At 66.4% G+C, this 22,862-nt stretch carries 23 protein-coding genes and 1 other RNA gene; 7 read left to right on the plus strand and 17 right to left on the minus strand.

What is annotated here, in order from left to right; all coding sequences use genetic code 11:
• The first annotated feature begins 166 nt into the window (after nt 1-166).
• Nucleotides 167-643: a hypothetical protein gene (locus AB0J33_RS22880; RefSeq protein WP_363616053.1), complete on the plus strand. Its 477-nt coding sequence runs from the start codon at nt 167-169 to the stop codon at nt 641-643.
• 177 nt (nt 644-820) lie between these two features.
• Complete coding sequence (locus AB0J33_RS22885; RefSeq protein ID WP_363616054.1) at nt 821-2,641, plus strand: FG-GAP-like repeat-containing protein; 1,821 nt, start codon at nt 821-823, stop codon at nt 2,639-2,641.
• A gap of 326 nt (nt 2,642-2,967) precedes the next feature.
• On the opposite strand, the gene AB0J33_RS22890 is transcribed toward AB0J33_RS22885, so the two are convergent.
• From AB0J33_RS22890 to AB0J33_RS22930, 9 genes are all read right to left on the minus strand, one after another.
• Entirely contained in the window at nt 2,968-3,324 is a 357-nt protein-coding gene (locus AB0J33_RS22890; RefSeq protein WP_363616055.1) for a hypothetical protein, read from the minus strand.
• Nucleotides 3,325-3,375: 51 nt separating this feature from the next.
• Entirely contained in the window at nt 3,376-4,569 is a 1,194-nt protein-coding gene (locus AB0J33_RS22895) for a tyrosine-type recombinase/integrase (RefSeq protein WP_363616056.1), read from the minus strand.
• Nucleotides 4,569-4,751 (minus strand): helix-turn-helix domain-containing protein, encoded by a 183-nt coding sequence (locus tag AB0J33_RS22900; protein WP_363616057.1) that lies wholly within the window; start codon nt 4,749-4,751, stop codon nt 4,569-4,571. The genes AB0J33_RS22895 and AB0J33_RS22900 overlap by 1 nt, the downstream gene beginning before the upstream one ends.
• Nucleotides 4,751-6,499, minus strand: a complete 1,749-nt coding sequence (locus tag AB0J33_RS22905) for a replication initiator (protein WP_363616058.1) — start codon at nt 6,497-6,499, stop codon at nt 4,751-4,753. Before AB0J33_RS22905 ends, AB0J33_RS22900 begins: the two co-directional genes overlap by 1 nt.
• Nucleotides 6,496-7,035 carry a DUF2637 domain-containing protein gene (locus tag AB0J33_RS22910; RefSeq protein ID WP_363616059.1) on the minus strand — a complete coding sequence of 180 codons (540 nt, stop codon included), beginning with the start codon at nt 7,033-7,035 and terminating at the stop codon, nt 6,496-6,498. Before AB0J33_RS22910 ends, AB0J33_RS22905 begins: the two co-directional genes overlap by 4 nt.
• Entirely contained in the window at nt 7,032-7,223 is a 192-nt protein-coding gene (locus tag AB0J33_RS22915) for a hypothetical protein (RefSeq protein WP_363616060.1), read from the minus strand. The genes AB0J33_RS22910 and AB0J33_RS22915 overlap by 4 nt, the downstream gene beginning before the upstream one ends.
• Nucleotides 7,224-7,228: 5 nt before the next feature.
• Nucleotides 7,229-7,483, minus strand: a complete 255-nt coding sequence (locus AB0J33_RS22920) for a hypothetical protein (RefSeq protein ID WP_363616061.1) — start codon at nt 7,481-7,483, stop codon at nt 7,229-7,231.
• Nucleotides 7,480-9,072 carry a cell division protein FtsK gene (locus AB0J33_RS22925; protein WP_363616062.1) on the minus strand — a complete coding sequence of 531 codons (1,593 nt, stop codon included), beginning with the start codon at nt 9,070-9,072 and terminating at the stop codon, nt 7,480-7,482. Before AB0J33_RS22925 ends, AB0J33_RS22920 begins: the two co-directional genes overlap by 4 nt.
• A 209-nt stretch (nt 9,073-9,281) precedes the next feature.
• The gene (locus AB0J33_RS22930) at nt 9,282-9,677 is read right to left on the minus strand and encodes a transcriptional regulator (protein WP_238661241.1); all 396 of its coding nucleotides are present in this window, start codon (nt 9,675-9,677) and stop codon (nt 9,282-9,284) included.
• 231 nt (nt 9,678-9,908) lie between these two features.
• Between AB0J33_RS22930 and AB0J33_RS22935 the strand changes: the two genes are divergently transcribed.
• Together AB0J33_RS22935 and AB0J33_RS22940 are read left to right on the plus strand one after the other, a co-directional pair.
• A complete protein-coding gene (locus AB0J33_RS22935; protein WP_363616063.1) occupies nt 9,909-10,790 on the plus strand; it encodes a DUF4231 domain-containing protein in 882 nt (293 codons plus the stop codon).
• 51 nt (nt 10,791-10,841) lie between these two features.
• Nucleotides 10,842-11,285 (plus strand): hypothetical protein, encoded by a 444-nt coding sequence (locus AB0J33_RS22940; RefSeq protein WP_363616064.1) that lies wholly within the window; start codon nt 10,842-10,844, stop codon nt 11,283-11,285.
• Here the strand turns inward: AB0J33_RS22940 and AB0J33_RS22945 are convergent.
• The 3 genes from AB0J33_RS22945 to AB0J33_RS22955 form a co-directional block, all read right to left on the minus strand.
• Nucleotides 11,269-12,045, minus strand: a complete 777-nt coding sequence (locus AB0J33_RS22945; RefSeq protein ID WP_363616065.1) for a glycosyltransferase — start codon at nt 12,043-12,045, stop codon at nt 11,269-11,271. The genes AB0J33_RS22940 and AB0J33_RS22945 overlap by 17 nt on opposite strands.
• Nucleotides 12,033-12,854 (minus strand): GntR family transcriptional regulator, encoded by an 822-nt coding sequence (locus tag AB0J33_RS22950; protein ID WP_363616066.1) that lies wholly within the window; start codon nt 12,852-12,854, stop codon nt 12,033-12,035. The genes AB0J33_RS22945 and AB0J33_RS22950 overlap by 13 nt, the downstream gene beginning before the upstream one ends.
• Nucleotides 12,855-12,987: 133 nt before the next feature.
• On the minus strand, nt 12,988-13,233 hold the full coding sequence (locus AB0J33_RS22955; protein ID WP_357173748.1) for a precorrin-4 C11-methyltransferase: 246 nt from the start codon (nt 13,231-13,233) through the stop codon (nt 12,988-12,990).
• A 1,009-nt stretch (nt 13,234-14,242) separates the two neighbouring features.
• Between AB0J33_RS22955 and AB0J33_RS22960 the strand changes: the two genes are divergently transcribed.
• Nucleotides 14,243-14,629: a GntR family transcriptional regulator gene (locus AB0J33_RS22960; protein ID WP_363616233.1), complete on the plus strand. Its 387-nt coding sequence runs from the start codon at nt 14,243-14,245 to the stop codon at nt 14,627-14,629.
• Nucleotides 14,630-15,215: 586 nt separating this feature from the next.
• On the opposite strand, the gene AB0J33_RS22965 is transcribed toward AB0J33_RS22960, so the two are convergent.
• The 4 genes from AB0J33_RS22965 to rnpB form a co-directional block, all read right to left on the minus strand.
• Entirely contained in the window at nt 15,216-16,349 is a 1,134-nt protein-coding gene (locus AB0J33_RS22965; RefSeq protein WP_363616067.1) for a hypothetical protein, read from the minus strand.
• A gap of 611 nt (nt 16,350-16,960) precedes the next feature.
• Nucleotides 16,961-17,908 carry a hypothetical protein gene (locus AB0J33_RS22970; protein WP_363616068.1) on the minus strand — a complete coding sequence of 316 codons (948 nt, stop codon included), beginning with the start codon at nt 17,906-17,908 and terminating at the stop codon, nt 16,961-16,963.
• Nucleotides 17,909-17,913: 5 nt separating this feature from the next.
• Nucleotides 17,914-18,966, minus strand: coding sequence for a DUF262 domain-containing protein (locus tag AB0J33_RS22975; RefSeq protein WP_363616069.1), 1,053 nt, complete (start codon nt 18,964-18,966; stop codon nt 17,914-17,916).
• A 699-nt stretch (nt 18,967-19,665) separates the two neighbouring features.
• Nucleotides 19,666-20,081: RNase P RNA component class A (rnpB, locus tag AB0J33_RS22980), an RNA gene on the minus strand.
• Between the two features lie 127 nt (nt 20,082-20,208).
• Here rnpB and AB0J33_RS22985 point away from each other — a divergent pair.
• Nucleotides 20,209-20,970 carry a sulfite exporter TauE/SafE family protein gene (locus tag AB0J33_RS22985; RefSeq protein ID WP_363616070.1) on the plus strand — a complete coding sequence of 254 codons (762 nt, stop codon included), beginning with the start codon at nt 20,209-20,211 and terminating at the stop codon, nt 20,968-20,970.
• Nucleotides 20,971-21,089: 119 nt separating this feature from the next.
• Here AB0J33_RS22985 and AB0J33_RS22990 read toward each other — a convergent pair whose 3' ends face one another.
• Nucleotides 21,090-22,322 carry an MFS transporter gene (locus AB0J33_RS22990; protein ID WP_363616071.1) on the minus strand — a complete coding sequence of 411 codons (1,233 nt, stop codon included), beginning with the start codon at nt 22,320-22,322 and terminating at the stop codon, nt 21,090-21,092.
• Nucleotides 22,323-22,376: 54 nt separating this feature from the next.
• On the opposite strand from AB0J33_RS22990, the gene AB0J33_RS22995 reads away from it, so the two are divergent.
• Nucleotides 22,377-22,838, plus strand: a complete 462-nt coding sequence (locus AB0J33_RS22995) for a MarR family transcriptional regulator (protein WP_363616072.1) — start codon at nt 22,377-22,379, stop codon at nt 22,836-22,838.
• The last annotated feature ends 24 nt before the right edge of the window (nt 22,839-22,862 follow it).

Consider the following 22,862-nt stretch of genomic DNA (forward strand, 5'->3'; position numbering starts at 1 on the left):
AACATGGCGAGTGATGGGCAGGCACCCTCGTGCGGCCCGGGCGGGGTTGCAGGAAGGTGAAGCGTCGATCATCATCGCAGAGAACTCGATCTCGGTGTGTACCTGGCAGGTCACAGGCAGCTCGCACGTCCACCGAGGCATCACCTAGAACTGGAGCAACGTCTCTATGAGAATCTCTCGGCGCACGCGCAGCGTCGGCGCCGTTGGCTCTGCCGCAGTCGTACTGGCCGTCGGCGGTCTGATGGGCGCGTATCCCACGTCGGCGACCGCCAACGCAGACGCCCCTCCATCCATTGAGGAAAACTTCGTCTATCCAGGCGGTGAAACGCTCGACGGCATCCGCCTACTCAAGGGGGATGGGCACGTCCTGCTCACTGGCTGCGACCAACCGGCAAGGTCGATCGAGGTGTGGAGCTTCACGCGAAGCACGCCGTTCTGCTTCGAGGTTCGCGGCACTTCGGGTTACGTGACGCTCGAACTGGCGGACGTATACGGCATCCGCAACTACAACAGCTTCGGGCTGGGCGCGAAGGTCCGCGTCGCCAGCACCGAGAAGACCATTTCGGTCCCGATTGACGACTGGGCGGGCGTCGGGATCGGCGCTGGTGAGGGCCCTGCGGTATTGCTGGAGCTTCGCGCCTAGGGCGGTTGCACTATCGCAGTTCCTAGGCACCGGGCCGTCCGAACGTGCCAGACGGCAACGCAAACCTCGGATCCCGGAACATGCACCGATGCCACGGGCAACGGCGCACTGGGGCGGCTCACCACCTCCACACACCTCTCGATTTGGAAACAGTCATTGATCCGGAAGGGATCACCAGTGTCATTGTCGTACCGCCGGCGGACGGCCCGCAATGTGGGGCTGCTTGTTGCCACCTTGGCTGCGGGCCTGCTTCACGGCGTCCCCTCGCAGGCCATCAGCTCAGGCTCTGTCGTTACCGACGACGCATTCCAGTTTGCCGCCAAGATCGACATCGGGTCCGGACTACGAAGCTGCAGTGGCGCCCTAATCAACCCGTACTGGTCGCTCACCGCGAAGAGTTGCTTCAGCTTTGACGGCCAGCCGGTCGTCGCCGGTGTGCCACCGAAGCCGACCACGATCACCGTTGGTCGGCTTGACCTCACCAAGCCAACCGGTGCTGTTGTTACTGCACTCCGGCTGGTTCCGCATCCGGACCGGGACGTGGTTCTGGTCCGGCTGTCACGCCGGGTGGCAGTCACGCCGGCCTCGATAGGCGCGACCCCGCCAGCTGTCGGCGAGCAGCTGACGGTGGCCGGCTTCGGTCGCACCGCCACCGAATGGGTACCAAACCAGTTGCACGCTGGCGCCTTTTCGGTACAGAGCGCCGACGCAGGGACCCTGGGCCTCGCCGGTGTTGGTCAGGCCACCATCTGTCGCGGTGACCTTGGCGGGCCGACCGTTCGGATGGTCGGCGGCGCGCCCCAACTGGTCGCACTGCACCGGACGTCGTGGCAGGGAGGATGCTTGGGAGAGACTGAGACTCGCCGCGACGCGGTGGAGACTCGGGTCGATGATTTGGGTGCCTGGGTAGCTTCGAACGCCCCGGTTGCCGCTAACGACAGGAACACCGACTTCAACGGTGACGGTCGCGATGATGCCGCAATGCTGTACCGGCACGGCAGTAGCGCGATCGAGCTGTTCACCTCTCTCGGTAACGCCGGTGGCGGCTTCGGTACGTTCACGGGCAGCTACGAGATTCCGAAGAACTCATGGGGCTGGGACTCGTTCAAGACGATCAGCGGCGACTTCAACGGCGACGGACGGGCCGACCTCGCCGCCATGTACGCGAACGGCGGCGGTGTCATCACCATGCACACCGCACTCGCCAACACCAGCGGCGGATTCGGCGCCTTCACCGGGAATCTCACCATCCCCGCTACCGCCGGTCTGCAGTGGGACGGAATTCGGCTGCTCAGCGGTGACGCCAACGGCGACGGCCGTGACGACGCCATCATGCTCCACCGCAACACCGACACCTCGATCGACCTGCTCACCTCCCTCGGCAACGCCAGCGGAGGCTTCGGCACGTTCACAGCCAGCTACAAACTGCCGAAAAACTCGTGGGGCTGGGACTCGTTCAAGACGATCAGCGGCGACTACAACGGCGACGGACGGGCCGACCTCGCCGCCATGTACGCGAACGGCGGCGGTGTCATCACCATGCACACCGCACTCGCCAACACCAGCGGCGGATTCGGCGCCTTCACCGGGAATCTCACCATCCCCGCTACCGCCGGTCTGCAGTGGGACGGAATTCGGCTGCTCAGCGGTGACGCCAACGGCGACGGCCGTGACGACGCCATCATGCTCCACCGCAACACCGACACCTCGATCGACCTGCTCACCTCCCTCGGCAACGCCAGCGGAGGCTTCGGCACGTTCACAGCCAGCTACAAACTGCCGAAAAACTCGTGGGGCTGGGACTCGTTCAAGACGATCAGCGGCGACTACAACGGCGACGGACGGGCCGACCTCGCCGCCATGTACTACCACAACGGTGGGGCCATCTCCATGAACACCGCACTCGCCAACGCCAGCGGCGGATTCGGCGCCTTCACTACGAGCCTGACCGTGCCAGACACTGCCGGATGGGATTGGGGCGCCATCCGACTGTTCTGACCAGCTGACGCACAAGAGCGGGAGGGCCCAATCCGGGCCTCTCCCGCTCTTTGGCTTGCGATCGAGCGCCTCCCGACGCGGCTTGCGCGGATGGTCTTGTGCTCCGTGCAGTGCCGGGCGGCAAGCCCAGCCGTTGACGATGACTGTGAGGTGGTGGGCGACGGACGAGTCGACCTGTACGCCGGATTATGAACGTGAAACATGCCCTGAGCAGTCGTTCCGTGCGCCTGACACCTGCTCAGGGCGTCGCCAGGGCGTCCGGAGAAATCAGGGAGCCTCGACGATGGCAAACCGCTCGGACGCGAGCCGGCGGAATCGCATCGCCACTACCGTGCCGCCGTCGGGCCTAGGAGGTCCGGGGACACGAGGAAGAGGGCCGTTCCGTCCTCGGCCGCTATGCCGTCAGGCTCGGTTGAGACCAGGACCAGCGGCACCGACGAGGCATCGGACTCATCCCGGAACTCCTTGACGACGCACCGCACCGCAGCCGGCCTCGGCAACGCAGACTCGGGATCGAGGTCGGTACCGAAGATCGCCGCCTTGTCGACGAGCGACCATACGCGGCCATGTGCATCAATGAACACGACCCGGACCACGGCAGGGAAGGAGGCCCGGTCCACCCACTCGACCGCCTCGCAGGCAAGCTCGAAGTGATCACCAGGTCGGAGGGCGTATCGGTCCATCTGTTCGAATCCTGCCTGTCGAGGTATCCCGGGTGACGGCGCTTTCGGGCTCTACGATGCCGCGAACAGATCATCAATCGCGCGCCGGGTGCGTTCCTCGCTGGCTGGCATCAGGTGCGTGTAGACCCGGAGCGTGAACCCCGGGTCGGCGTGGCCGAGGTACGACGCGAGCGCCTTGATGCTCTCCCCCGCGTCGAGCAGCGACGAGGCGTAGAAGTGGCGTAGCGCGTGCATCCCGGTGGCCCGGGTCGGCGTGATGCCGGCCGCCACCACGGCGGGACGCCAACTCTTGTTGTCGAAGGTGCGCCGGTTGATCGCACCCCGCCGGGTGGTGGTGAACAACAGCGGCACCGTGACCCGCTCGCCGTCGGCCGGGTTCTCCCACGGCAGCGTGAGCGCCACCGGTTCGCAGTCCTTGATGTGCTGACGCAGCACCAGGGCGACAGAGTCCGGCAGCGGCACCCGGCGGTCCCGGTCGTTCTTGGGTAGCCCGAAGACGAGCCGGGAGCGGACGAGCTTGACCTGACGTGAGACGTGCACCCATCCCGCGTCAAGGTCGATGTCATCGACACCGAGCCCCAGGATCTCGCCCTGTCGCAGCCCGCAACCGGCACCCAGGTCGACCATTGCGCGGTACCGCTGGGCGAGGCCACCGCGGATTGCCGAAACCTGGTCGTACCGCCAGGGCACCACCCGACGCTGAACCGGTCGCGGTGGCTTGACCGACTTTGCCGAACACGGGTTTTTGACGATCCGCTCGTCGTCGACAGCCGCCCCGAGGATGGTCCGTAGGTGGGCGAAGACCACGGCCCGGGTCGCCGGGGCAAGCTTGCCGACCATCGCGGCGTCCCACTCCCGGATGTGGCCCGGCTTGATCTCGGCCAACTTCCGCGAGCCGAAGAACGGCAGCAGGTGCTTGCGTATCCGATACTCCGTGCTCTCCCGGGTCGACTCGTCGAACGATCGTGTCCAGAGCCAGGTTTCGGCGTACTCGGCGAAGGTGATCCGACCGGCGAGCGGGTCGACGTAGGTGCCGCGCAGCTTGTCCGACTCGGTGGAGACGAGGAAGGCGTCAGCCTCGCGCTTGGCCCGGTCCGGGAACGACTTCTTGCGTTCCTTGCCGTCCGGCCCGATGTAGCGCACCCGGTAGCGCAGGCCCTTGCCGAACAGTTCCGTCTTGACTCTCTCTGTTCGCCCTCCCGGGTGGCGCACCGTCTTGTGCCAGCGGTCCTCTACGTGTCCCATCAGGCCGCCGCCTGCTCACGTACCCAGGACCGGACCGTCTCCGGCTCGTACCGCAGGTGTCGGCCGACCCGGGCCGCCGGCGGACCGTACTTGACCTTCCGCCAGCGGTACAGCGTCTCGGTCGGCACCCGCAGATACGCCGCCACGTCCTGGACCGTCCAGAGCCCATCGTTCGCCGCCATCAAAGCCTCTCCCCCGTTGTGCCGTCCGTTCCCGTTTTCGGTTCGGCGGCGGGGAGTTGCGCGGCGCGGTCCTTCGCGGCCAGGAGTTCGGAGCGCCAGCGGGCACGTTCGCTGATCGACCGCAGCAGCCGGTGGGCCATGGCCGGCACGTCGGGGTCGTCGGGTCGGGCGAGTTTCCAGGCGTGCCGGACCGGTTCGACGGTCGCGCCCTGGTCGTCGACGCTATCCAGGCCGACGCTCACGCCGAGCAGCGCCCGCACCCAGGCCCGCACGTCGTGCTTGTGGTCGCTGAGGGTCTTGCCGGACCAGTCGCGGGAGATCAGGATGCGCCGGCCGCCGATGCCGAGGGTGTCGCGCTGGTGAACCTTGCCCTTGCACCGGCCCGGCTTGAGCTTCGCGTGTGCCTTGCGGGGCTGGATCCCGTAGAGCAGCCAGTTCGCGCAGCGGTCGGTGCACGGGGTCAGCTGGAGTTCCTGCCACAGCCGGTCCAGGTGCGCCCGCTGCCGGGCACTGGTCATCGTGTGGACGTCGCCGGTGTGCTTGGTGATGTACTTCGTGACGTACCGGATGGTCCGCTCAGCGTCCTCGGTGCCGGGCATGACGCCGCGTGCGTCGACCTGCGAGCCGAAGCGCACGACGTGCACCGGTTCGGCGTCCGGGTCCTCGTCGATCGCGTCGAGGGCTTCCGACCAGGTCGTCAGCGGCGCTCGGGTGTCCGGATCGACCCACGCCCCCGCCTGCTCGTCCCAGACCGGGAGCCGGTCGAGGGTGTAACGCTGCACGTCGACCGAGGGCCACCAGACCTGGTGGTAGGTCGCCGCCGCCACGGTCCGCAACACGTCGCGGGGAATGGTGCCCCGGATAGCGAAGTGAGCGTGGGGGGCGAGGCGGCGTTGTGGCTCGACGCAGCCGGCGTACTGGACGTTCCAGCCCTCGCAGCGGCGCAGGTTCTGCCAGAACCGGTCCAGCAGCCGGGAAAAGTGCACCGCGTCCCAGGCGGCGCGGCGGTAGTCGTACCTGTCCGGGTTGAGCGGGGTGCCGTCCGGGCGGACCGGGCCGTACGAGTCGAGGGTGAGGGTCAGCCACATCGACGGCCGGTAGGTCGCGCCGTCCGGCGCGGTGTAGGTCTTGCCGACCGTACGGCGCTCGACCTTGCGGCGAGGCAGGTCCGGGGCATCCTGCCGCCGCCGGGTGGAACGCTTGCGGCGCCGGCCGTTGTCCTCGTCGTCCTGGTCCTCGTCGCCGGTCGAATGCGGCGGTGCGATCCGGCCCCGGAGCCCTTCCGCCGCGATCGCCTCTTCTACTTCCTGAATCGCGTCGTCGAGGTCGGTGACCTGGTTCCACTGGCTCGCCCGGGACGCCTCGTCGCGGGAGAACTCCAGGTGCCCGCGTAGCAGGACAAGCGCCTTCTGTTCCTCGGTCGCCGGCTCCGGGGGTGGTAATGGCTCGTCGTCGCGGTGCCAGCCTTCCCGGATCTGCGCCTGCCGCAGTCGGCGGTTCTTCTTGGCGCATGGCGCGCACTTGTCCTCACGGGTCGCCCCACAGGGCAGGTCGATGACCTCGGTCAGACCGGTGGCGAGATCGGTGCGGCGCATGGCGAGCGGCCGGACGCAGACGCCGTACTCGGCCGCGATCTCCTTGAGCACGTCGACCGAGCGGGGTAGCGCGATGCGGGCCGCCCGCGACCCCGGCCGAGGTGCAACCGCGGTCGGGGCGGGTTCGAGGCCGGGCAGGGTCGGAGCGGTCATCGAATGATCCCGACGACGTGCGGCCGGTTGGACGAGACGACCGCGCGCGGAGGCACCACCGCCGGGGCGCTGGACGGCATCGGCTCCGCCGGGCGGACCGGCTCAACGTCGGCGGGTTCCTCGTACTGGTACGCGTTCGGCTGGTCCGGCTCATCGACCGGCGGAGTGGCCGGGGCGTTGGACAGGACGACCTTGACCAGCGCGAGGAACGCCAGCGACGGCACCGCCGCCACGATCCAGCCCCAGACCGACGGTTCGGCCTCTGCGACCTGGGCGGCGAGGGACAGCAGCGCGAACGCCACCAGGAGCGAGCCGACCAGGCCAACCGGGCGACCGGCACGCCGCCGGGCACGGATCTCCAAGCCGAGGTAGATCGCCATCAGCTCGACCGCCACCGCATTGGCCCAGCCGATCCAGTCGGGCTGGCCGTGGGCGACGGAGAGGTCGTGCACGTGGGTGAAGGCGGCGGCACCGGCCATGGTGCCGATGGCGAGCAGTATCAGCAGGCGTACCGCCGATTCGGTGCCGTTGCTCATCGCCATTCCTCCAGCGGCTTCTCGCGGATGGTCAGGTCGATGCGGATGCGTCGGCCGTGCATGTCGGGGCGGCGGTTGACCATGTGCGCCACGCCGTGAAGGGCGGCGGCGGTCTGGTCGGAGGGGCCGACGAGCCGGATGCGCAGCGGACGCCGGAGCCGGTCGATGAGGCGGGTGAAGGGGTTCACGGCGGTTACCTCCGGGCCGGTCGAATGTCGGTGCGGATGTAGTCGGGTGGGGTACCGAGCGCGGCGACCGCTTCGGAGAGGCAGCGCCACAGCGCCCACGCCTCGTCGGGGGTCAGGGCCATCCGTCGCTGGCCGGCACCGACCGCCAGATAGACGGGGTACGGGTCGGGTCGCTCCGGGTCGACGCGGACGGAGACGGCGGTGACCGGCTCGGGGGTACGCAGCCGGTAGAAGCGCCGGCCGTTCGTCGCGGCGTTCATCGGCCGTCGCCCCCGGCGTCACGGTCGAGCAGGTTGCGCAGCGATTCGGGTAGCAACGGCCCGGACGGCTTACGGGGCAGCGGCATCCGGACCGGTTCGGTGGCGGTCTCCCGGCCGACCTGGGCGAGGATGTCCGACGCGTCGGCCGGAGCCGGATACTGCCGGGCCATGTCGCGGATGTCGTCGTCGCTGACGTACGAGAACCGGACCCGCATCGGGTCGGGAGTGCCGTCGAGGATCACGTACCCGACGCCCTTCGCCCACCGGGGCATCTGATCCGCGAGCGCGCCCCGCTTGCGGGCACCGTCGCCAAGGACCATGTCGACCTGCGACGCCTCGGTCAGGCCCAGCGCGATCCGGGTCGGGAACAGATCCCGGAACGGCAGTACGTCCTTGCGCGGGTCCTGCAACGCGGCCACCACCAGGACGCCGACGCCGGCACCCTGGGACAGCAGCAGCCCCAGCGACGACGCGATGCGCTTACGCAGCTCGACGTCTTGGAGGTACGCGGTCAGCGCGGCCATTTCGTCAATGACGACCACGACCAGGGGGTCAGCTTCGGTCGGGGTGTGAACGCGAACCCGGCCGGCAAGCCGAGTCTGCCGCTCTCGCAGCACCTCCACCGCTTCGTCGAGCAGATCGGCCATGGCCTCGAACGACTTGCCCGCGAACCGCGCGAACATCGGGCGGCCGAGCGCGAATTCCATCCCGCCCTTGGGATCGATCACCCAGAGCCGGACGAGGCCGGAGGCGATTCCCCCGCCGAGCACCCGGACCAGCGACCACATCACCGAGCCCTTACCGGACCGGGTCGCTCCGCCCACCAGGACATGTGTGGCGAGTAGGTGCAGCGACCAGGTACGCAGGTCTTCGCGCCGGGCCAGCGGTAGTGCGGTGAAGTCCGGCACCGCCGGTACCGCGAACGGCGGGACCACAGTCCGCAGCGCATCGGTACGGACCAACGCCAGGTAGACCAGCGCCGGACGGTCCCGATACCGCACCCGGTCGACAAGCCGCAGCAGCCAGGCACCCCGACCGGCGCGGGTCGGGGGGTCGCCGGGACGCTCGGAGTAGACCCGCGCATGCCGACGCCCGAACGCGTACGCCAGGTTGGCGCTCACCGCCTGGAACTGCGCCGGCGTCTGCCCCCGAACCATGCGGACGGTCAGCACGTCGAGCGCCTGATCCGAGCGCACCCGCAGCAGCGCGGGCAGGACCGGACGATGGTCGTACACCTCGGATAGTCCGCAGAGGGTCATAGCTTCACGCCACGGCCGCCGGTAGACGAACACCCGACGCCACGAGCCGAGCAGCGGACCGGCCAGCCAGGTCCACCAGGACGATTCGTCACGCCACCGCCACACCGCCGACACCGCAGCCGCCAGCACGAGCGGGACCACCAGGCCGGGCCAGTCGAACTCGGCGTAGAGCCAGAGCCCCAGCATCATCGAAGCCGTGGCTATCGGGTGCCGCACGCACCACCAGAGGATTCGCCCGGACCACCTCAGCAGCAGGCCGAGCAGCACCATCCAGAACGGCAGCTTGAGCTTCTTCGGCCGGATCACCAGCAGATCCCCGGCCGAGGTCATCAACACCTCACCCCGAGGCCGCCCGATCACTTGGCACCACCGGCCAGGTTGAATCGGGTCTGACACACACCGCACCAGGGCCAGCCACGGCCAGCCCGACGCCTACCCTTGGACACGTCTGCACCTCTCTCGACAGAGCAGGGGGAAGAGACACCGGGGCGGGGCTGCCGTCCGCCAAGACCTGACAGCCCCGCCCTGACCAGAACCGGTTACGCGGACGCCTTCTGGTTGACGCCCGCCGGCGCACGCAGCCCGGTCGCCCGCAGCGAGTACGCCATCCGACCGTTGTTCGCCACGTACGGCGTGACGGTCATCCCGTCGAACTCGACCGCCTCGAACAGGCCACCCGTGGGCGGCACCGGCTGGTAGTCGGCCGAGATCTTCACCGTCGTCTCCCGGGACCGCTTGCCAAGCTCAGGGTCGAGATCCATCACCCGGACCTGCCACACCCGCTGGCCGGTCACCTTGTCCTTGGCCGGCGACCGTCGACCGGTCTTCTCGTCGTAGTCCTCGACCTCACCCAGGGACTCGGGCACCAGCGCGCACCCAGCCGGGAACACGTCCTCGAACCGCACGGCGAACCGCGTTCCGCCTCGCAGAGCCATCGCTCAACCTCCAACTTGTTAACTTGTCTGCCAAGTTGCGATTGAAGGTAGACGGCACTTGGCAGACAAGTCAACAGGTTGGTTGAAGTGGGGAAGGTCGGGCCAACTCGGAGCGCCCCGATGCCCAGCGACGCATCGACGTGAAGGCGACAAAGTCTTGGTAGGCCACATTGGACCGAGCGATACTGCCTGGCTCATCACGGTTGGCAACGCAGAGAGTACGGAGAGCCCGTGACCACCCCCCAAGGCGACTCGCACGACCAGGCAAGCAGGGAGTACTACGAAAGCCCTGCCGGCACTCAAGAGGAGTACCGACAACTCGGTAAGGACTACGAGTTAGCTGTCGACCGACTGCGTTCAGCCAGATCCGCGCAGTTCGCCTACTTGCTGGTCTTACTCTCCGCGTTCACGCTAGTAGCACTCCTCGCCTATTCTGTGGTTATCGGACTTTGGCGCGATCAACCTGTCGTGACCAGATACGTCGGACTCATAGCACTTCTCGTGCTATGCATTGCGGCAGGAAATCTCGCAGTCAAGAACCGTCGACGGATCATTGAATTCGACGTGGAGGTAAGGAACCTTAACCACGACCGGCAGAGTGCAGCCGCGAGAATACCTTCCGACTCACTTGAGTCACTTCGAATCTATCGCGAAGCCTCCCAAGACATCGTCACACAATTTCGCGGGCGGGCGACGCGGAACCTGCGAGCACACAACACGGTCCAGGCAATCATTATCATCGGCTCTATCGGCGCTTCGACCACAACCGCCCTCATGGCCGGCGAGCACCCGCTGAGCTGGGTTTCTACTGGCCTTACGGCCTTCATCAGTATTACGGCAGGACTCGCCGCCTACTTCAAGTTCCGGGAGCGCGGATACAACCTGCAATCCACCGCAGACGAGATCGAGAAGCACTACAACGCAACTCAGTTCCGCCTGGGAGAATACGGAACAGCCAGCACTGAAGCCGGAGGCACGGAATCAGATGCCAACACCGAAGCGGAAGCGGCACGCCTCCGGCTATTTGCCGAGAATGTCGAACGTTTGCGGGATGAGCAACGCAAGCGCGAGTTGCAGCTCGAACAATCACCGGGCCAACGTGAAGAGCGCTAGCATCGACCGACGCCGGGTTAGCAGGACCCTTGACAGGGGTAGAGGAGAGCCATGGAGGCAACACGCACATCTGTCGATGAATTGCATTCAAGACCGAACTCCCTTGATGACGCTACGGTCGAGGCGTTAGGTGAGCTGAGCAAAGCCATGGAGACGATCCACCGCGTACGCGGACACCTGTACTCGGCGCACCAGCTCGTCGGCGGCGCGGATCTGACTCTCGATCGAGCGGTGCGGCTGCTCCGCGAGGCGGGACACGACGAGGTTGCCGAACGGGTCGAGCGCGAGCTGGTGGGCCGCAACGTCCTGCCGGGACGGTGGACATTCCAGGTCGTCGAGGAGTTCGACGATGGGTACTACGCCGCGTTCCAGGAGATCGAGCGGGACGCGCGGGAGAAGCTAGCCGGCGGTCGACGGCACATCTACGAGGCGGAGATGAAGCAGCGGCGGCGTACCCATGGGATGCCGGGGCACGAGGCTACGCCGCAGGAGTGAGCGGCAAGCCGTTCGGGAGCATCGAGGCCAGGGCTACGGCTCTGGCCTCGATGATCTTCATGCGGCCTTCGTACTCGACGGGTTCGCGGTGGGCGGCTTGGCTGGTGACCTGGCCGGGCCACTTGCGGTAGAGCAGGCCGTATTCGCGCGTGAAGTAGCCATCGCTGACCGCGCTCGCCGCCAGGAGTAGGCCGGTGTCCTCGGAGGCAGGAAGCGCCATCCAGCCGCCGAGCGCCAGGAGCAGATCCCGGCGGATGCACAGGGTGGCGGGGTGCACCTGGGATCGGTATCCGTTGGCCTGCCAAAAGGCGAGAACAGCACCGCGGGCGATGGTTCCGCCTTCCGGGTCCTTGTCCCAGCCGAGAGTAGATCCGTCGGGCATCAGGTCCAGGACGCGGGATGTCGTCCAGCCGATCTGCGGGTGCGCCTCGAAGGCGGCGATGTCCCGGGCGAGGGCACCAGGGGTGAGCTGGTCGTCTGCATCCAAGACTTTGACGTGTTGCCCGGCGACACGGGAAAGAGCGAGGGTACGGGCAACACCTGGCCCGCCGGGACGACCGCCGCCGATGCTGATGCGAGGGTCGTCCGGCAGGACACCGTTCAACGCGCCGGTCTGCCCGTCCTCCTGGACGAGCCACTGCCAGTCCCACCCGTCCGGCATCTCCTGCTTGACCAGCGAGTCATACGCGCCGGTCAGATGTTCGATGCTGGGCGCGTGAACTGGCGTGATGACCGAGACGAGCTGCGTCAAGTTTTCCACCGTTGCAGTTTGTGGGAGTAGACCAACTCTGTCCGGTCCCCCGGCATCACCACGTCGGCCACCTCGACGACGCGGCCCTTCGTGTCAACCGAGGTCTTGCGCACGGTGAGCACCGAGACGCCCGGGTCGATGTCCAGTAGCTCGGCCTCGTCCGGCGACGGCGGGCGTGCGCGGATCTCGTCATCGATCCGGTCCACCTCGATACCGAGGGTGTGGAGTTGATGCTGTGTGCCGCCCGGCCAGGGCTCCTTGCCCGCGTCGAGCAGGTCCGGGTTCGCCGCCACCAGGTCATACGGCAGGTAGGAGTACGACATGGTCAGCGGCGCGTTCTCGTGCCGCGAGGTGGTCCAGAAGACCCGCCGCAGCAACGGCGTACCCGGCTCAACCTGCAAGGCCGCCGCCATGTCCGAATCCGCTTCCACGCGGGCGTACTCGGCGTGGAACTTCAGATCATCGACGGTCAGGCCGGTGTCGTGCTCGGTGGCCCCGGTCTTCAGCCGCTCCGACTCGTCGAGCAGCGCCCGGTCCTTCTCCCACTGGTAGCGCTCGGCGTTGCGACGCCGTACCCGCTGACGGGGTGCCCGTACATAGGTGCCGCGCCCCTGCTCCGCGCGGACCAGGCCCCACTCGCGGAGCTGCCGGATGGCGTTGCGAACGCTGGTGCGGGACAGGCCGGACGAGTCGGCCAGCTCGGTCTCGCTCGGCATCAGCGTGCCGGGGGCCAGTTCTCCGGCCACGATCTTTGCCCGCAACTCTTCCGCGAGTTGCAGGTAACGAGGGCGCCAGTCCCGGCCTTGCACACCGGTCACCGTACCCCCTAGACGTTCCAACGTCTGCCAGGCGGTCCCGCCTGCGGGCCGCTCAGGCACCGGGGGCACGACGGCCGCCGGACGTTTCACGGGCCGGGTACTCGTCAACGGCATCCGACCGATGGGCTGACACTCAGAGGTGTTCATGGCACCCTTCCAGGGGCTGTCCCTTGGTCATCATCACCAGGCGGGCGTAGGTCAACTCGTAGATGAGCCGGTCGAGCTGAGTCCGGGAGAGCAAGACCGATTCGGTGGCACCGCTGCGGCTGGCGTCGAGCTTCACGGCCAGATCCCGGCGAAAGAATCGGTCGGTCAGCAGTTGCACGCTGATCCAGCCGGTTCGCTCCCGGCCGATGGTCCGCAGCAGGCCCCGGTGCATCGGATCGTTCGGGCCGCAGCCTCGGCACCAACTCGGGCAGTCGGTGGGATTCGCGGACGGAGTCGGTCCGCGCTCGTTCGTAGCCTCGGGTTCAGTCACCGGTGGCCCCCGTGCGGTCGATCGCCTGTGCCGACAAGGAGCAACAGTCGCTCTGCCAGTTCGACAGCCTGTGACGGGGAGAGTTCCACCCAGGCGATCCCGCCCCGGCTCGTCATGTGCACCGCAACGAGGGGCACGCGAGCGTCGGAGCCGACGAGGTACGTGACGACCTGGCCGCTCTGCCGGCTGTCGCCGAGGCGGTGCATCGCGCCACGGTGACGACGCGGCATGTGGGCCATCACCGGCGGCACCAGGTGCCCGCATCGCTCCGGCGCGCACCAGGCCGGGTGGCTGCCGCCGGTCAGCTTGCCCCCGTTGCTCACCGCACCCACCGCCCACCGTCGCCCCGGTAGATCTGGGCCGGTGTCATCAGCGGAGCACCCCTGAGCAGTGGCAGCTTTTGGGTCTGTGCGTTGGCCCACGCCTGCATAGGGGTCCGGCAGCGCGTGCAGCGGCCCGAGGTGACCGCCTTTCCGCCGGGGCTGGACGACAGACGTTTGCGGGACCTCCAGACCGAGAACCAACGCCGCCGACGACGAGAGCCAGACATCGCACCTCCACGGGTAGGCCGGGACCGGCGGTCAGCAACACAGGTGCGCAGTCGGCCACCGGCCCCGGATGAGGGCACGGCGCACCGTCCGAGGCAGACGGGTCGGGTATCGCCGAGCCAGGTTGTACGCGCAGCTACCGCAACCAGTCCGACAGGAAGCTGCGCATTACGTGCGACCAGGAGCAGCGCGACACCACCCCTGACACGAGCCGTCATCCTGACCGCACATGCGGAAACGTACCTACAAGTGGATGAGTTGTCTAGACATCGAAACGTGCTCCCTGGTTGACACTTGATACGACAAGTGCCAGGTACGGTGACCGCGTGCCCACCCCGCACTACGGACAGCCCCGTTACCGCGTGATCGCGGACCAGCTCCGGGAACGCATCGAGAGCGGCAGCATCCCGCCAGGAGCGCTCCTGCCCACGGAGAGCGCCCTTACCACTGAGTTCCGGGCGAGCCGGGGCACTGTTCGTCAGGCCATAGCCGTTCTACGCGAAGACGGCCTAGTCACCACCGAGCACGGACGCGGCACCTCGGCAGCGTCGACCCGCCAAAGGGGCGGCCTAGGGAAAACCGCCGAGTCAGACACCGCAGAACATGAGATAGCAGCTGACTCGGAGCTCGCAGCACTCTTCGGCCTTGAGGTGGGTGCAACCCTGATCGGGCACCAGCGCGTCAATCGACGTAACGGAGTCGTCGAATCAGTCGTCAGAAGCTACCGACTACGCCGCTCAGGACAGTAGGGGCGCGCGCACCTTCTACACCTCTTCAAGCGGGCCCGCAACGGGCCGCACGCGCCGCCGCCTGGGCGCGCGTCCGTCGCTCCGCTGGCGCTCCGACTCCGGCCACGCAACACGCCCGGCGGCTGGCGCGGAAACGGAAAGCCCAAGGGGCCGCCGCAGAACGGCAGGGAGCGTTGGCCAGGTGGTGAGCCGGCAGCCGGCCGGGGCGCGGCGCCCGTGGCACCGCCGCGCCGAAGGGCGACTCACCGTCGGCCGTGGTGGGGATGCGGCGCGGAGGATGCGGGGCGGCTCCTCCGACCTTAAGGGCGCTTCGCGTCGCTGCGCGACGGCCCTGCGGACCGCCCTTGACCCCGGAGCCTCTGCGACCCCTCGGGCCGGCGTTGCCGGGAGGCGGGGGCCTGCCCGCGATACTCGCGCCACATCCCCACCAGAGCCTCGTCGCGAAGCGCCCCACGCCGGCCACTCTCCGAACGTCCGTCGTCAAGGGGAGCTTGACTCCGAGCCGGCCCCCGCCTGCCAGGGTGGCGGGATGCTGCACTTGACCCGCCAGGGGTGTCGTCCGTGATTCATAGCCGGAACCCTACGGTCAGGACCTGTTGCTGAACCTATTATCAATTTCGTAGAGGTAGTACATGTCCTTGCGGCGGACATCTTGCTTACCGGCAAGGGCGTTACGGGTGCCTGAGATGATTGCTTGCGTCGCAGGGGCGGCAAGGGCGGCAGTTGCAGAGACCCAGTTGTTCAGGGTGGTCAGGCTCTCGAATCCGACGTAGAGGGCAGCACCTTGCGGAACCAAGGTCTTAACGTCTTGGCCGACAGACTTGGCGATTTCGCGCACCAATCCGTGTTCCGCGAGGCCATCTTCAATATCAGCCAATGCCGGGCTGACGTCAGTAATCCACAGATCATCTATCTCGGCCGCTATGTCGGGATCGAAGCCTCTTACGGTGAGTCTGGTCGCCATACTTGAGACGGCGGCCCGGTATCTGGCTAGCGGCGCGTTGAGGTCCGATCTCAGATCGAGCAGCTCGCCTAAAGGGGCTTGCGGAAATGCGGGCAGCCTAGCTATTAGCCCGCTTCCGACTGCTGCCTCTCCCGCATGCTTAAGAGTGAGAGGCCCGGCTCGCAGCTCTCCTTGATCTACTAGCCGGTTTGCGATCTCTCCCGCAACATCATCGAAGAGAAGGCGCTTCTTCGAGTCTTCTAAAAGCCATCTGACGAACTCGGCCCACCTCGCCAAGAACTCCACCATCTCACCTTCGTCACGTCCTCTCGTGTTCTGACGCGTAAGAAGGTTGGCGATAGCACTGTCGGGGGCGGCTGGGACAAGCTTTACAATGCCGGACTTCAACGCTGGTACGAGTTCTTCGACTTCGGATTCTCCGACGAGCTTGTCGACCTCCATCTTCACGCTCTCGCTCAGCTCGACTACACGTCGATCTAATTCCGCGACACGCGGATCAAACTTTTGTCCCGTAAGGTACGGGAGTAGCTTCTTCCAACCCGCAGGGAATGAGCCGCGTGTGATGGCTTGGAAGTTGTCATCGGTCAACGAGGCCAAGAATTCCCAAAGATATTTTCTGTCGGATGAGCCTAGGCGCATCAGGACGCCAAGCATTGATGCGCTGAGGCTGATTAGCTCCACTTCGTCCGCATAAAGAATTGATGCGCGAACAAGAGAGAGGTCACGCTTCAACGAGAGCCCGTCGGGTGCCGTCACCACAGCCAGGCTGATGCCCTGCTTGGCAGCAGCCCGTCCCTTCTTGCGGTCGCGTCTTGCCTGCCGTGGCGTCAACTTGTCCAATTTGACCACCTGGGACTTCTAGTCGATCTCGCGGCGCTACCCGGTCCATCAGGGTAGTACAAGCGAGCCTTGGAAGCCGTTCGCGCGCTCCGGCCGGGAGGGCTTGATGGCCCACGACTCCGGTTCAGACCGCATGTTGGCAGTTTGCCAGGGGTACGGACGGTGGCCCATCTCCGGCGGCGTAGGGGCACACACGGGGCACAAGATACCGTCAAACGTCATCAACCAGCCACCAACGTTGGCAGCCCGAGACGGCGTGTGAGCAGGCGTCGGTTGCTGTTCCCGCTGGTGGCGGGACAGCGGCTCTAGGTTCCGCTTCAACTCGTCGGCATCGCCCTGGCTCGGCAGCCCGTCTAGTCATCCTGATGGTGAACCGAGTGTCGGACCGACGACCGGCGGGGCGAAGGTGGCGGCCAAGTCCTGACCCGGGGTGCGGGCACGCGGCCAGAGTGAAGTTGTTTCAGATGCCGGCGACAGCCACCAGGGGCCCGCGGGCCGCTCGGGCATCCGTTGGTCCACGGTATGTATCAATGAAAGAACCAGTCGACTATGTGCCCCTGAGAACTGCGCATTACTACAGCGCCGACAGACGGGAGGCTTCTTTTGCCTAAGTGGTCTTGGCAATGAGCTATGCCGTAGAAGTTGCCCAGATCTCCGCCGGACCGATCCTGAAGCTGATACTTGTCGCCACTCGGCCCGAGGAAATTAACGGATATTCCGCTTCGACTCGCTGACGCCGAAGCGCCGGAGGCGAATCCATTGATCAATACCGCCACCGCAAGGCTTGCCAAAAGATCGAAAGCAAAGGCGACGGATATGTAAGCTATAACTCTGGTTCGAAGTAGTGCGGCGTCCACTGAGATTGTGGAATCGTGAGCTGCCTCGTGACGCCATGCCGCAATTCTGCCGAGCTTCAGCACGCTTCCATTTGCTAGGCCCGCCGCAGCGAAGTCAAACCCTACCTCGCGTAACGTGTCGCCGATTTGGTCGTAAAGCTGAACGGCATCAACCGCTGCCAGAAAATCACGCAGAGTGCCAGCTCCAACATTAGAGGTAGACCACCCGAACGTCCAATCGGAGAACGAGTAAGAGTTAGATCGAGAGGAAGCGATGGCGTCAGCGTGCGATTGAGCGAGAGCGACGATGTCCGGGGTGTCCAAACCTTCGCCCCGCTGACTGAGCCGGAAGCGTACCGCTTCCACTACGCCTTTAGTGGCCGCAATCTGGAGTCCCTTCGGCAATTGGTCGAAGGGCGGGCGATCGTCAGCCGTTGACACGAGTCGAAGCAGTTCGCTAATGCGACCTCTGATGAAGTGTTCGAAGCAGGCGAAAGCGGATACAGAAAGACCGTTCTTGAGAAGTCTGATTGCTTCCGCCGCCGGGGTTCCCGGGAGCGCCGTGTCTTGAATACCGCCGGAGTCGAGGTGGGTGATCAAAGCATTCAAGCTCTTGATTAATCGTTCGCGTGCGTCCATCTCGCTCAGCCTTGTATCAGCTGGGCAATACGCTCTACCCGATAGACCAGTCGCCTTGGCGAGGTGGCTTGATTTAGGCCGAATTGAGGGTCATGGGCTGTTATCTCATCCGTTGCTTCTATGATTTCATCTCTTCGGCTTATAGCCTTATCTACGTCGATCTCAGCGCTGCTAGCGACCGCCAGCATTTGGGCGTCGTACAACTGCACTGATCCGGAAACAGTCCTAGCAAACCCACTCTTGGCCTGGAATGCCCTCTCGCCCCAAATTCTCTGGCATCCGTGCAGTGCGCGACGGAAATCGGCCGCGTATCGCTCTAGCGCGTCTTCCCTATCGTTAGCATGGCGCATCATGAAATGATCGAGGAAGTCCGACACGGGGAGCTGGCGCGGGATCCCATCCGTTGCGAAGGCAATGAAGCGCAAGACATACTCGACGTCTTGCATGCGTCGGTATCGATCAGAATCGTCGGTTATTTTGAATTGAGCACGCAAGAACGGAGCGCTGGACAGCCGTATAAGAAGGTCATTTAAGGGGCCTTCGAAGGCAATATTGCGGACTTCTTGATTGTTAAGCGCCTGCCCCCCTTTGTTGAGGCGAACAAAGACCTCGTATTTGAGGGTAGAGTCTGACTGATTTAGCAAAGTTACCGCTCGGATATGTGGCCGCATATGCAGGGATTTGACTATGGCATCAGGAAGGTCATAAATCCTGCTGCCGTTCAACTCCGGGAAAGCTTGCAGGGACTTCAAGACAAGCTCGCCGCGCATGAAAGAGTGGATGGCGTAGATGCGCTGCGAGCCGTCGATAATGCTGTACCTGAAGTCTTCGGTTTGAGCAAAGTAGAGCGGTGGCACAGGGATATTTAGGAGAAAAGATTCAATTAGGGCCGACTGGCGGGCTTGATCCCAACGGCGACGTCGCCGTGTCTCAACAAGAGGATCTATGTAGCCTTCCTCGACCATCGACGCGATCGTCATCATTGAGAAGTCGCTTGTCTGAGTGACCAGGCGCTCTTGCGCTTGGAAGAACCGGTCGACCGCGTCACCGTGCCACATAGACGGATCCTAGCTAATGCGTCTCCGGCTCCGTCCAGGTAGACCAGCCTGATTGGTACCTGCTCGTCACGGGCCCCGTCACCGCCCTTCAGTCACGCATGGTGTCGTCCGTGCCCGGCCGTCGGCTCCCGCCCTCAGGGATCGGTCGCGGACTGGTCTCTGCTGCCGAATTTCTCTGTTTTGGATCAAGGCACCGCGCTCCGCGCGGTGCGGGGCGGCAAGCCCGGCCGGCGGCAAGCCGCCCCGGCCGCCTACGGCGCCGGGGCGGTGAGCCACCGACAGCCGCCGGGACACCGCCCTCACGGGAAAAGAACCAGTCTCAGCAAGGCGTGACGGAAGCCTGCAAGTCGACCTGGTCGTGTGGTCCGGGCTTCCGCCTGCCGCGCCAGTCCAACCCCGGGACTGGCTTGCCACCGGATTACAGGGTCACGACCAGCTCCACCGCCAGGACGCGCCCGCCCCTCATAACAGCCCGCCGGTCCCGCTCCGGAAGCAACGAGCGCCGACCCGGAGACGGCCCACAGCGGCACAGCCAGCCCAGACGAGACGAGCCAACTGACCGAGCACTCAGGGCGTCTCCAGGGCGTCAGGGCGTCGTCAGGGCGTCAAACGCCGCCCAATGTTGACCATAAACGACCATCGACACCCGAACATAGAACCAGCTCAGAGCCCTGAATAGGTCTCTGAGCTGATGGGCGACGGACGAGTCGACCTGTACGCCGGATTCTGTGCGCGGCGCGTACCCCGAAGGGTTTGCGCCGGCGGCGGCCATCCATCTCGGCCTGCCGTTGCCGACAGGCTCTAGCGGCCTACCCGCAGACATCGGGCGGGCAGCCCTCAAGCGTCTGCGCCGGGTCGTCATCTTGCGGTGACGGCCCTTGCTTGGCCTTGCTCCGGGTGGGGTTTACCGAGCCACCCCGGTCACCCGGGGTGCTGGTGGGCTCTTACCCCACCGTTTCACCCTTACCGTCCCCGAAGGGGTCGGCGGTCTGTTTTCTGTGGCACTGTCCCGCGGGTCGCCCCGGGTTGCCGTTAACAACCACCCTGCCCTGTGGAGTCCGGACGTTCCTCGGCGGCGGGCCGTGGCCCGCCGACGCGACCGCCCGGTCGACTCGTCCGTCGCGCTCTCATCCTAACGACGAGCGTGCTGCCGGTATTGCCGCCCCGCCTGGGCATGATCGCGCAGCTCAACGACGGTCCGGCGAATCCCTCTCGTGGGGCGGCGGCTAGCCTCGTGGGGCTATGGATCTCTCCCACGCCGCGCTGCTGCTCGCCGCCGGTCTCGCCGCTGGCACGGTCAACGCGGTGGCCGGTGGCGGTTCGTTGATCACCTTTCCGGCGATGATCGCGATCGGGTTGCCCCCGGTGCCGGCGAACGTCAGTAACAGCGTCGCCGTCTTCCCCGGTTATCTGGCCAGCGTGGCGGGCAGCCGGCAGGACCTGCCGCGACCTCGCGCGCTGGCCACGCTGGTGCCCACCACCATTGTCGGCACGATCGTCGGGGCGTTGCTGCTGTTGGCCACCCCGGCTCGCGCGTTCGAGCTGGTCGTACCGTTTCTGGTGCTCGGCGCGACCGCGATCCTGGCCTTCCAGGATCCGCTGCGCCGGCTGGTCGGTCACCCTCGGGACCTGTCGCCACGCCAGCGGACGGTCGCGGTGCAGACGATGGTCGCGCTCGGTGCGGTGTACGGCGGGTACTTCGGTGCGGCGCTCGGGGTGATGCTGGTGGCCGGGCTGGCCCTGGTGTTGGACGCGACCCTGGCCCGGGTGAGCGCCATCAAGAATCTGCTCTCCGCGCTGGTGGGCTGCACGACGCTCGTGGTGTTCGCCCTGTTCGGCCCGTTGAACTGGGCGGCCGTCGCGGTGGTCGCTCCGGCCACCCTGATCGGGGGGTACGCGGGCGCCCGGCTCGTCCGTCGGCTGCCGCCGGTGGTGCTCAAGGCGGTGATCGTGGTGTTCGGTACGACGATCGGCCTCTACCTGCTCTGGCGCGCCCTGAACTGACGCCGCCCACCCGCCCGCCCACCAAATCCTCGCGGTTTACCGGGATACCGCTGCATCGGCGCGGGTTGAAGCCGCGACATCCCGGCAAACCGTGTGGATCTTGAATTGACCGCCGGCAATCAGTACGCCTCGCCTACCGGCTCCTCGGCCGTGTTCTCGGCGCTCGCGGCGCTGCGGTTCCAGCGGGACCAGAGCACCCGCTCGCCGTAGCCGGCGGCCATCAGGTGCGCGAAGGCCAGGTAGACGAGCACGCCGACGGCGAGCACCCCGAAGCCGACCCAGAACGGCAGCGACAGCGACTGCTCGGCGAGCTTGCCGGAGATGATCGGCGCCGGTGCGGCGGCGCCCCAGCGGACCAGGTTGAACGCGCCGGTGGCGACGCGCCGGTCGCTGGAGCCGAGGCCGAGCGCCAGGTCGGTGAGGTTGGCGTTGGCCAGGCCCATGCAGAGGCCGGCGAGCACCAGCACCACGAGCGCCTCGGCGGTGCTGGTGGAGGTGGCGAAGAGGACCATGCAGACCAGCAGCCCGGCGATGGCCACGCCGACGGTCTGCACCGCGCCGATGCGGTGGGCCAGCCGGTGACCGATGACCAGGATGCCGGTGGCCAGGCCGAGACCCCAGCCGGTGAACGCGAGCCCCAGCGGGACGATGCCCAGGCCGAGGAAGAGCGGCGTGTAGCCGAGCACCACGAAGAACACGAAGTTGTACGCGGCGGTGACCACACAGAGGGCGATGAACGCCGGCCGGCGGTAGGTGGCGAAGACCTGGCCGACGCGTACCGGGGGCTGCCGGTTTGTGGGTTCGCGGAGTTGTATTGCGGCCACGCCGAGGGCGAGGACCATGAAGACGCCGCAGACGAAGAACGGCAGCCGCCAGCTGACCTGGCCGAGCAGACCACCGATCAGTGGTCCGACGGCGAAGCCGAGACCGAGGGCGGTCTCGAAGAGGCCGACCACCCATTCCCGGTCGACGGCCAGGTTGACCAGCACCACCATGGCGGTGGCGAAGAACATCGCGTTGCCCAGCCCCCAGACCCCGCGCAGCACCGAGAGCTGCACGATGTTGTCGCTGAACGAGGCGAGGATCGCGGCGAGGCCCACCACGGAGACACCGGTGATGAGCACCGGCTTGAAGCCGAACCGGCCGCTGGCCAGCGTGGCCGGGATCATGCCGATGGCCATCACCGCGATGTACGCGGTGAACAGCAGCTCGACCTGCCAGGCGGTGACGCCGATCGCCTCGCCGATGGCCGGCAGGATCGGGTCGACGACGGCGATGCCGGCGATGGCGAGAAAGGCCACCAGCGTGGTGGCGTAGATGGCACTGCGGTTCGGTTCGGAACGCCGATCCACTCCGACTCCTCAATTAGCTGTATCGTACAGGTACTTATTCTGTATGATACAGCTATGAGCGACGACCACGACGAGAGCACCCTCGGCCGGATCGAGACCGAGGTGGCCCTGTTGATGCGCTTCGGCGAGGCCACCCGGCGGGCCACCGGCACCGCCGAGCACCGGGTGCTCGACCGCGCGGCGTACGTCATCCTGCGCCACCTGGCCGACGCCGGCCCGCAGAACGTCTCGGCGCTCGCCGCCCGACTCAACCTGGACGGCTCCACCGTCACCCGGCAGGTGTCCGCCCTTCAGCGGGACGGCCTGATCACCCGCACCCCGGACCCGTCCGACGGACGCGGCACGGTCATCTCCCCCACCACCGCCGGTCTGCAACGGATGGCCGCCGTGCAGACCGCCCGCACCCGGCTCTACGGCGACATGCTGGCCGACTGGAGCACCGAGGACCGGGACACGCTGGCGGCCCTGCTGGCCCGCCTCAACCAGGCCCTGGTGAACCGCAACCGCCGCCGCTGACCGCCCGGCGGCCCCCTCCGGCCG

The sequence above is a fragment of the Micromonospora sp. NPDC049645 genome, assembly GCF_040675155.1.
Classification (GTDB): domain Bacteria; phylum Actinomycetota; class Actinomycetes; order Mycobacteriales; family Micromonosporaceae; genus Micromonospora.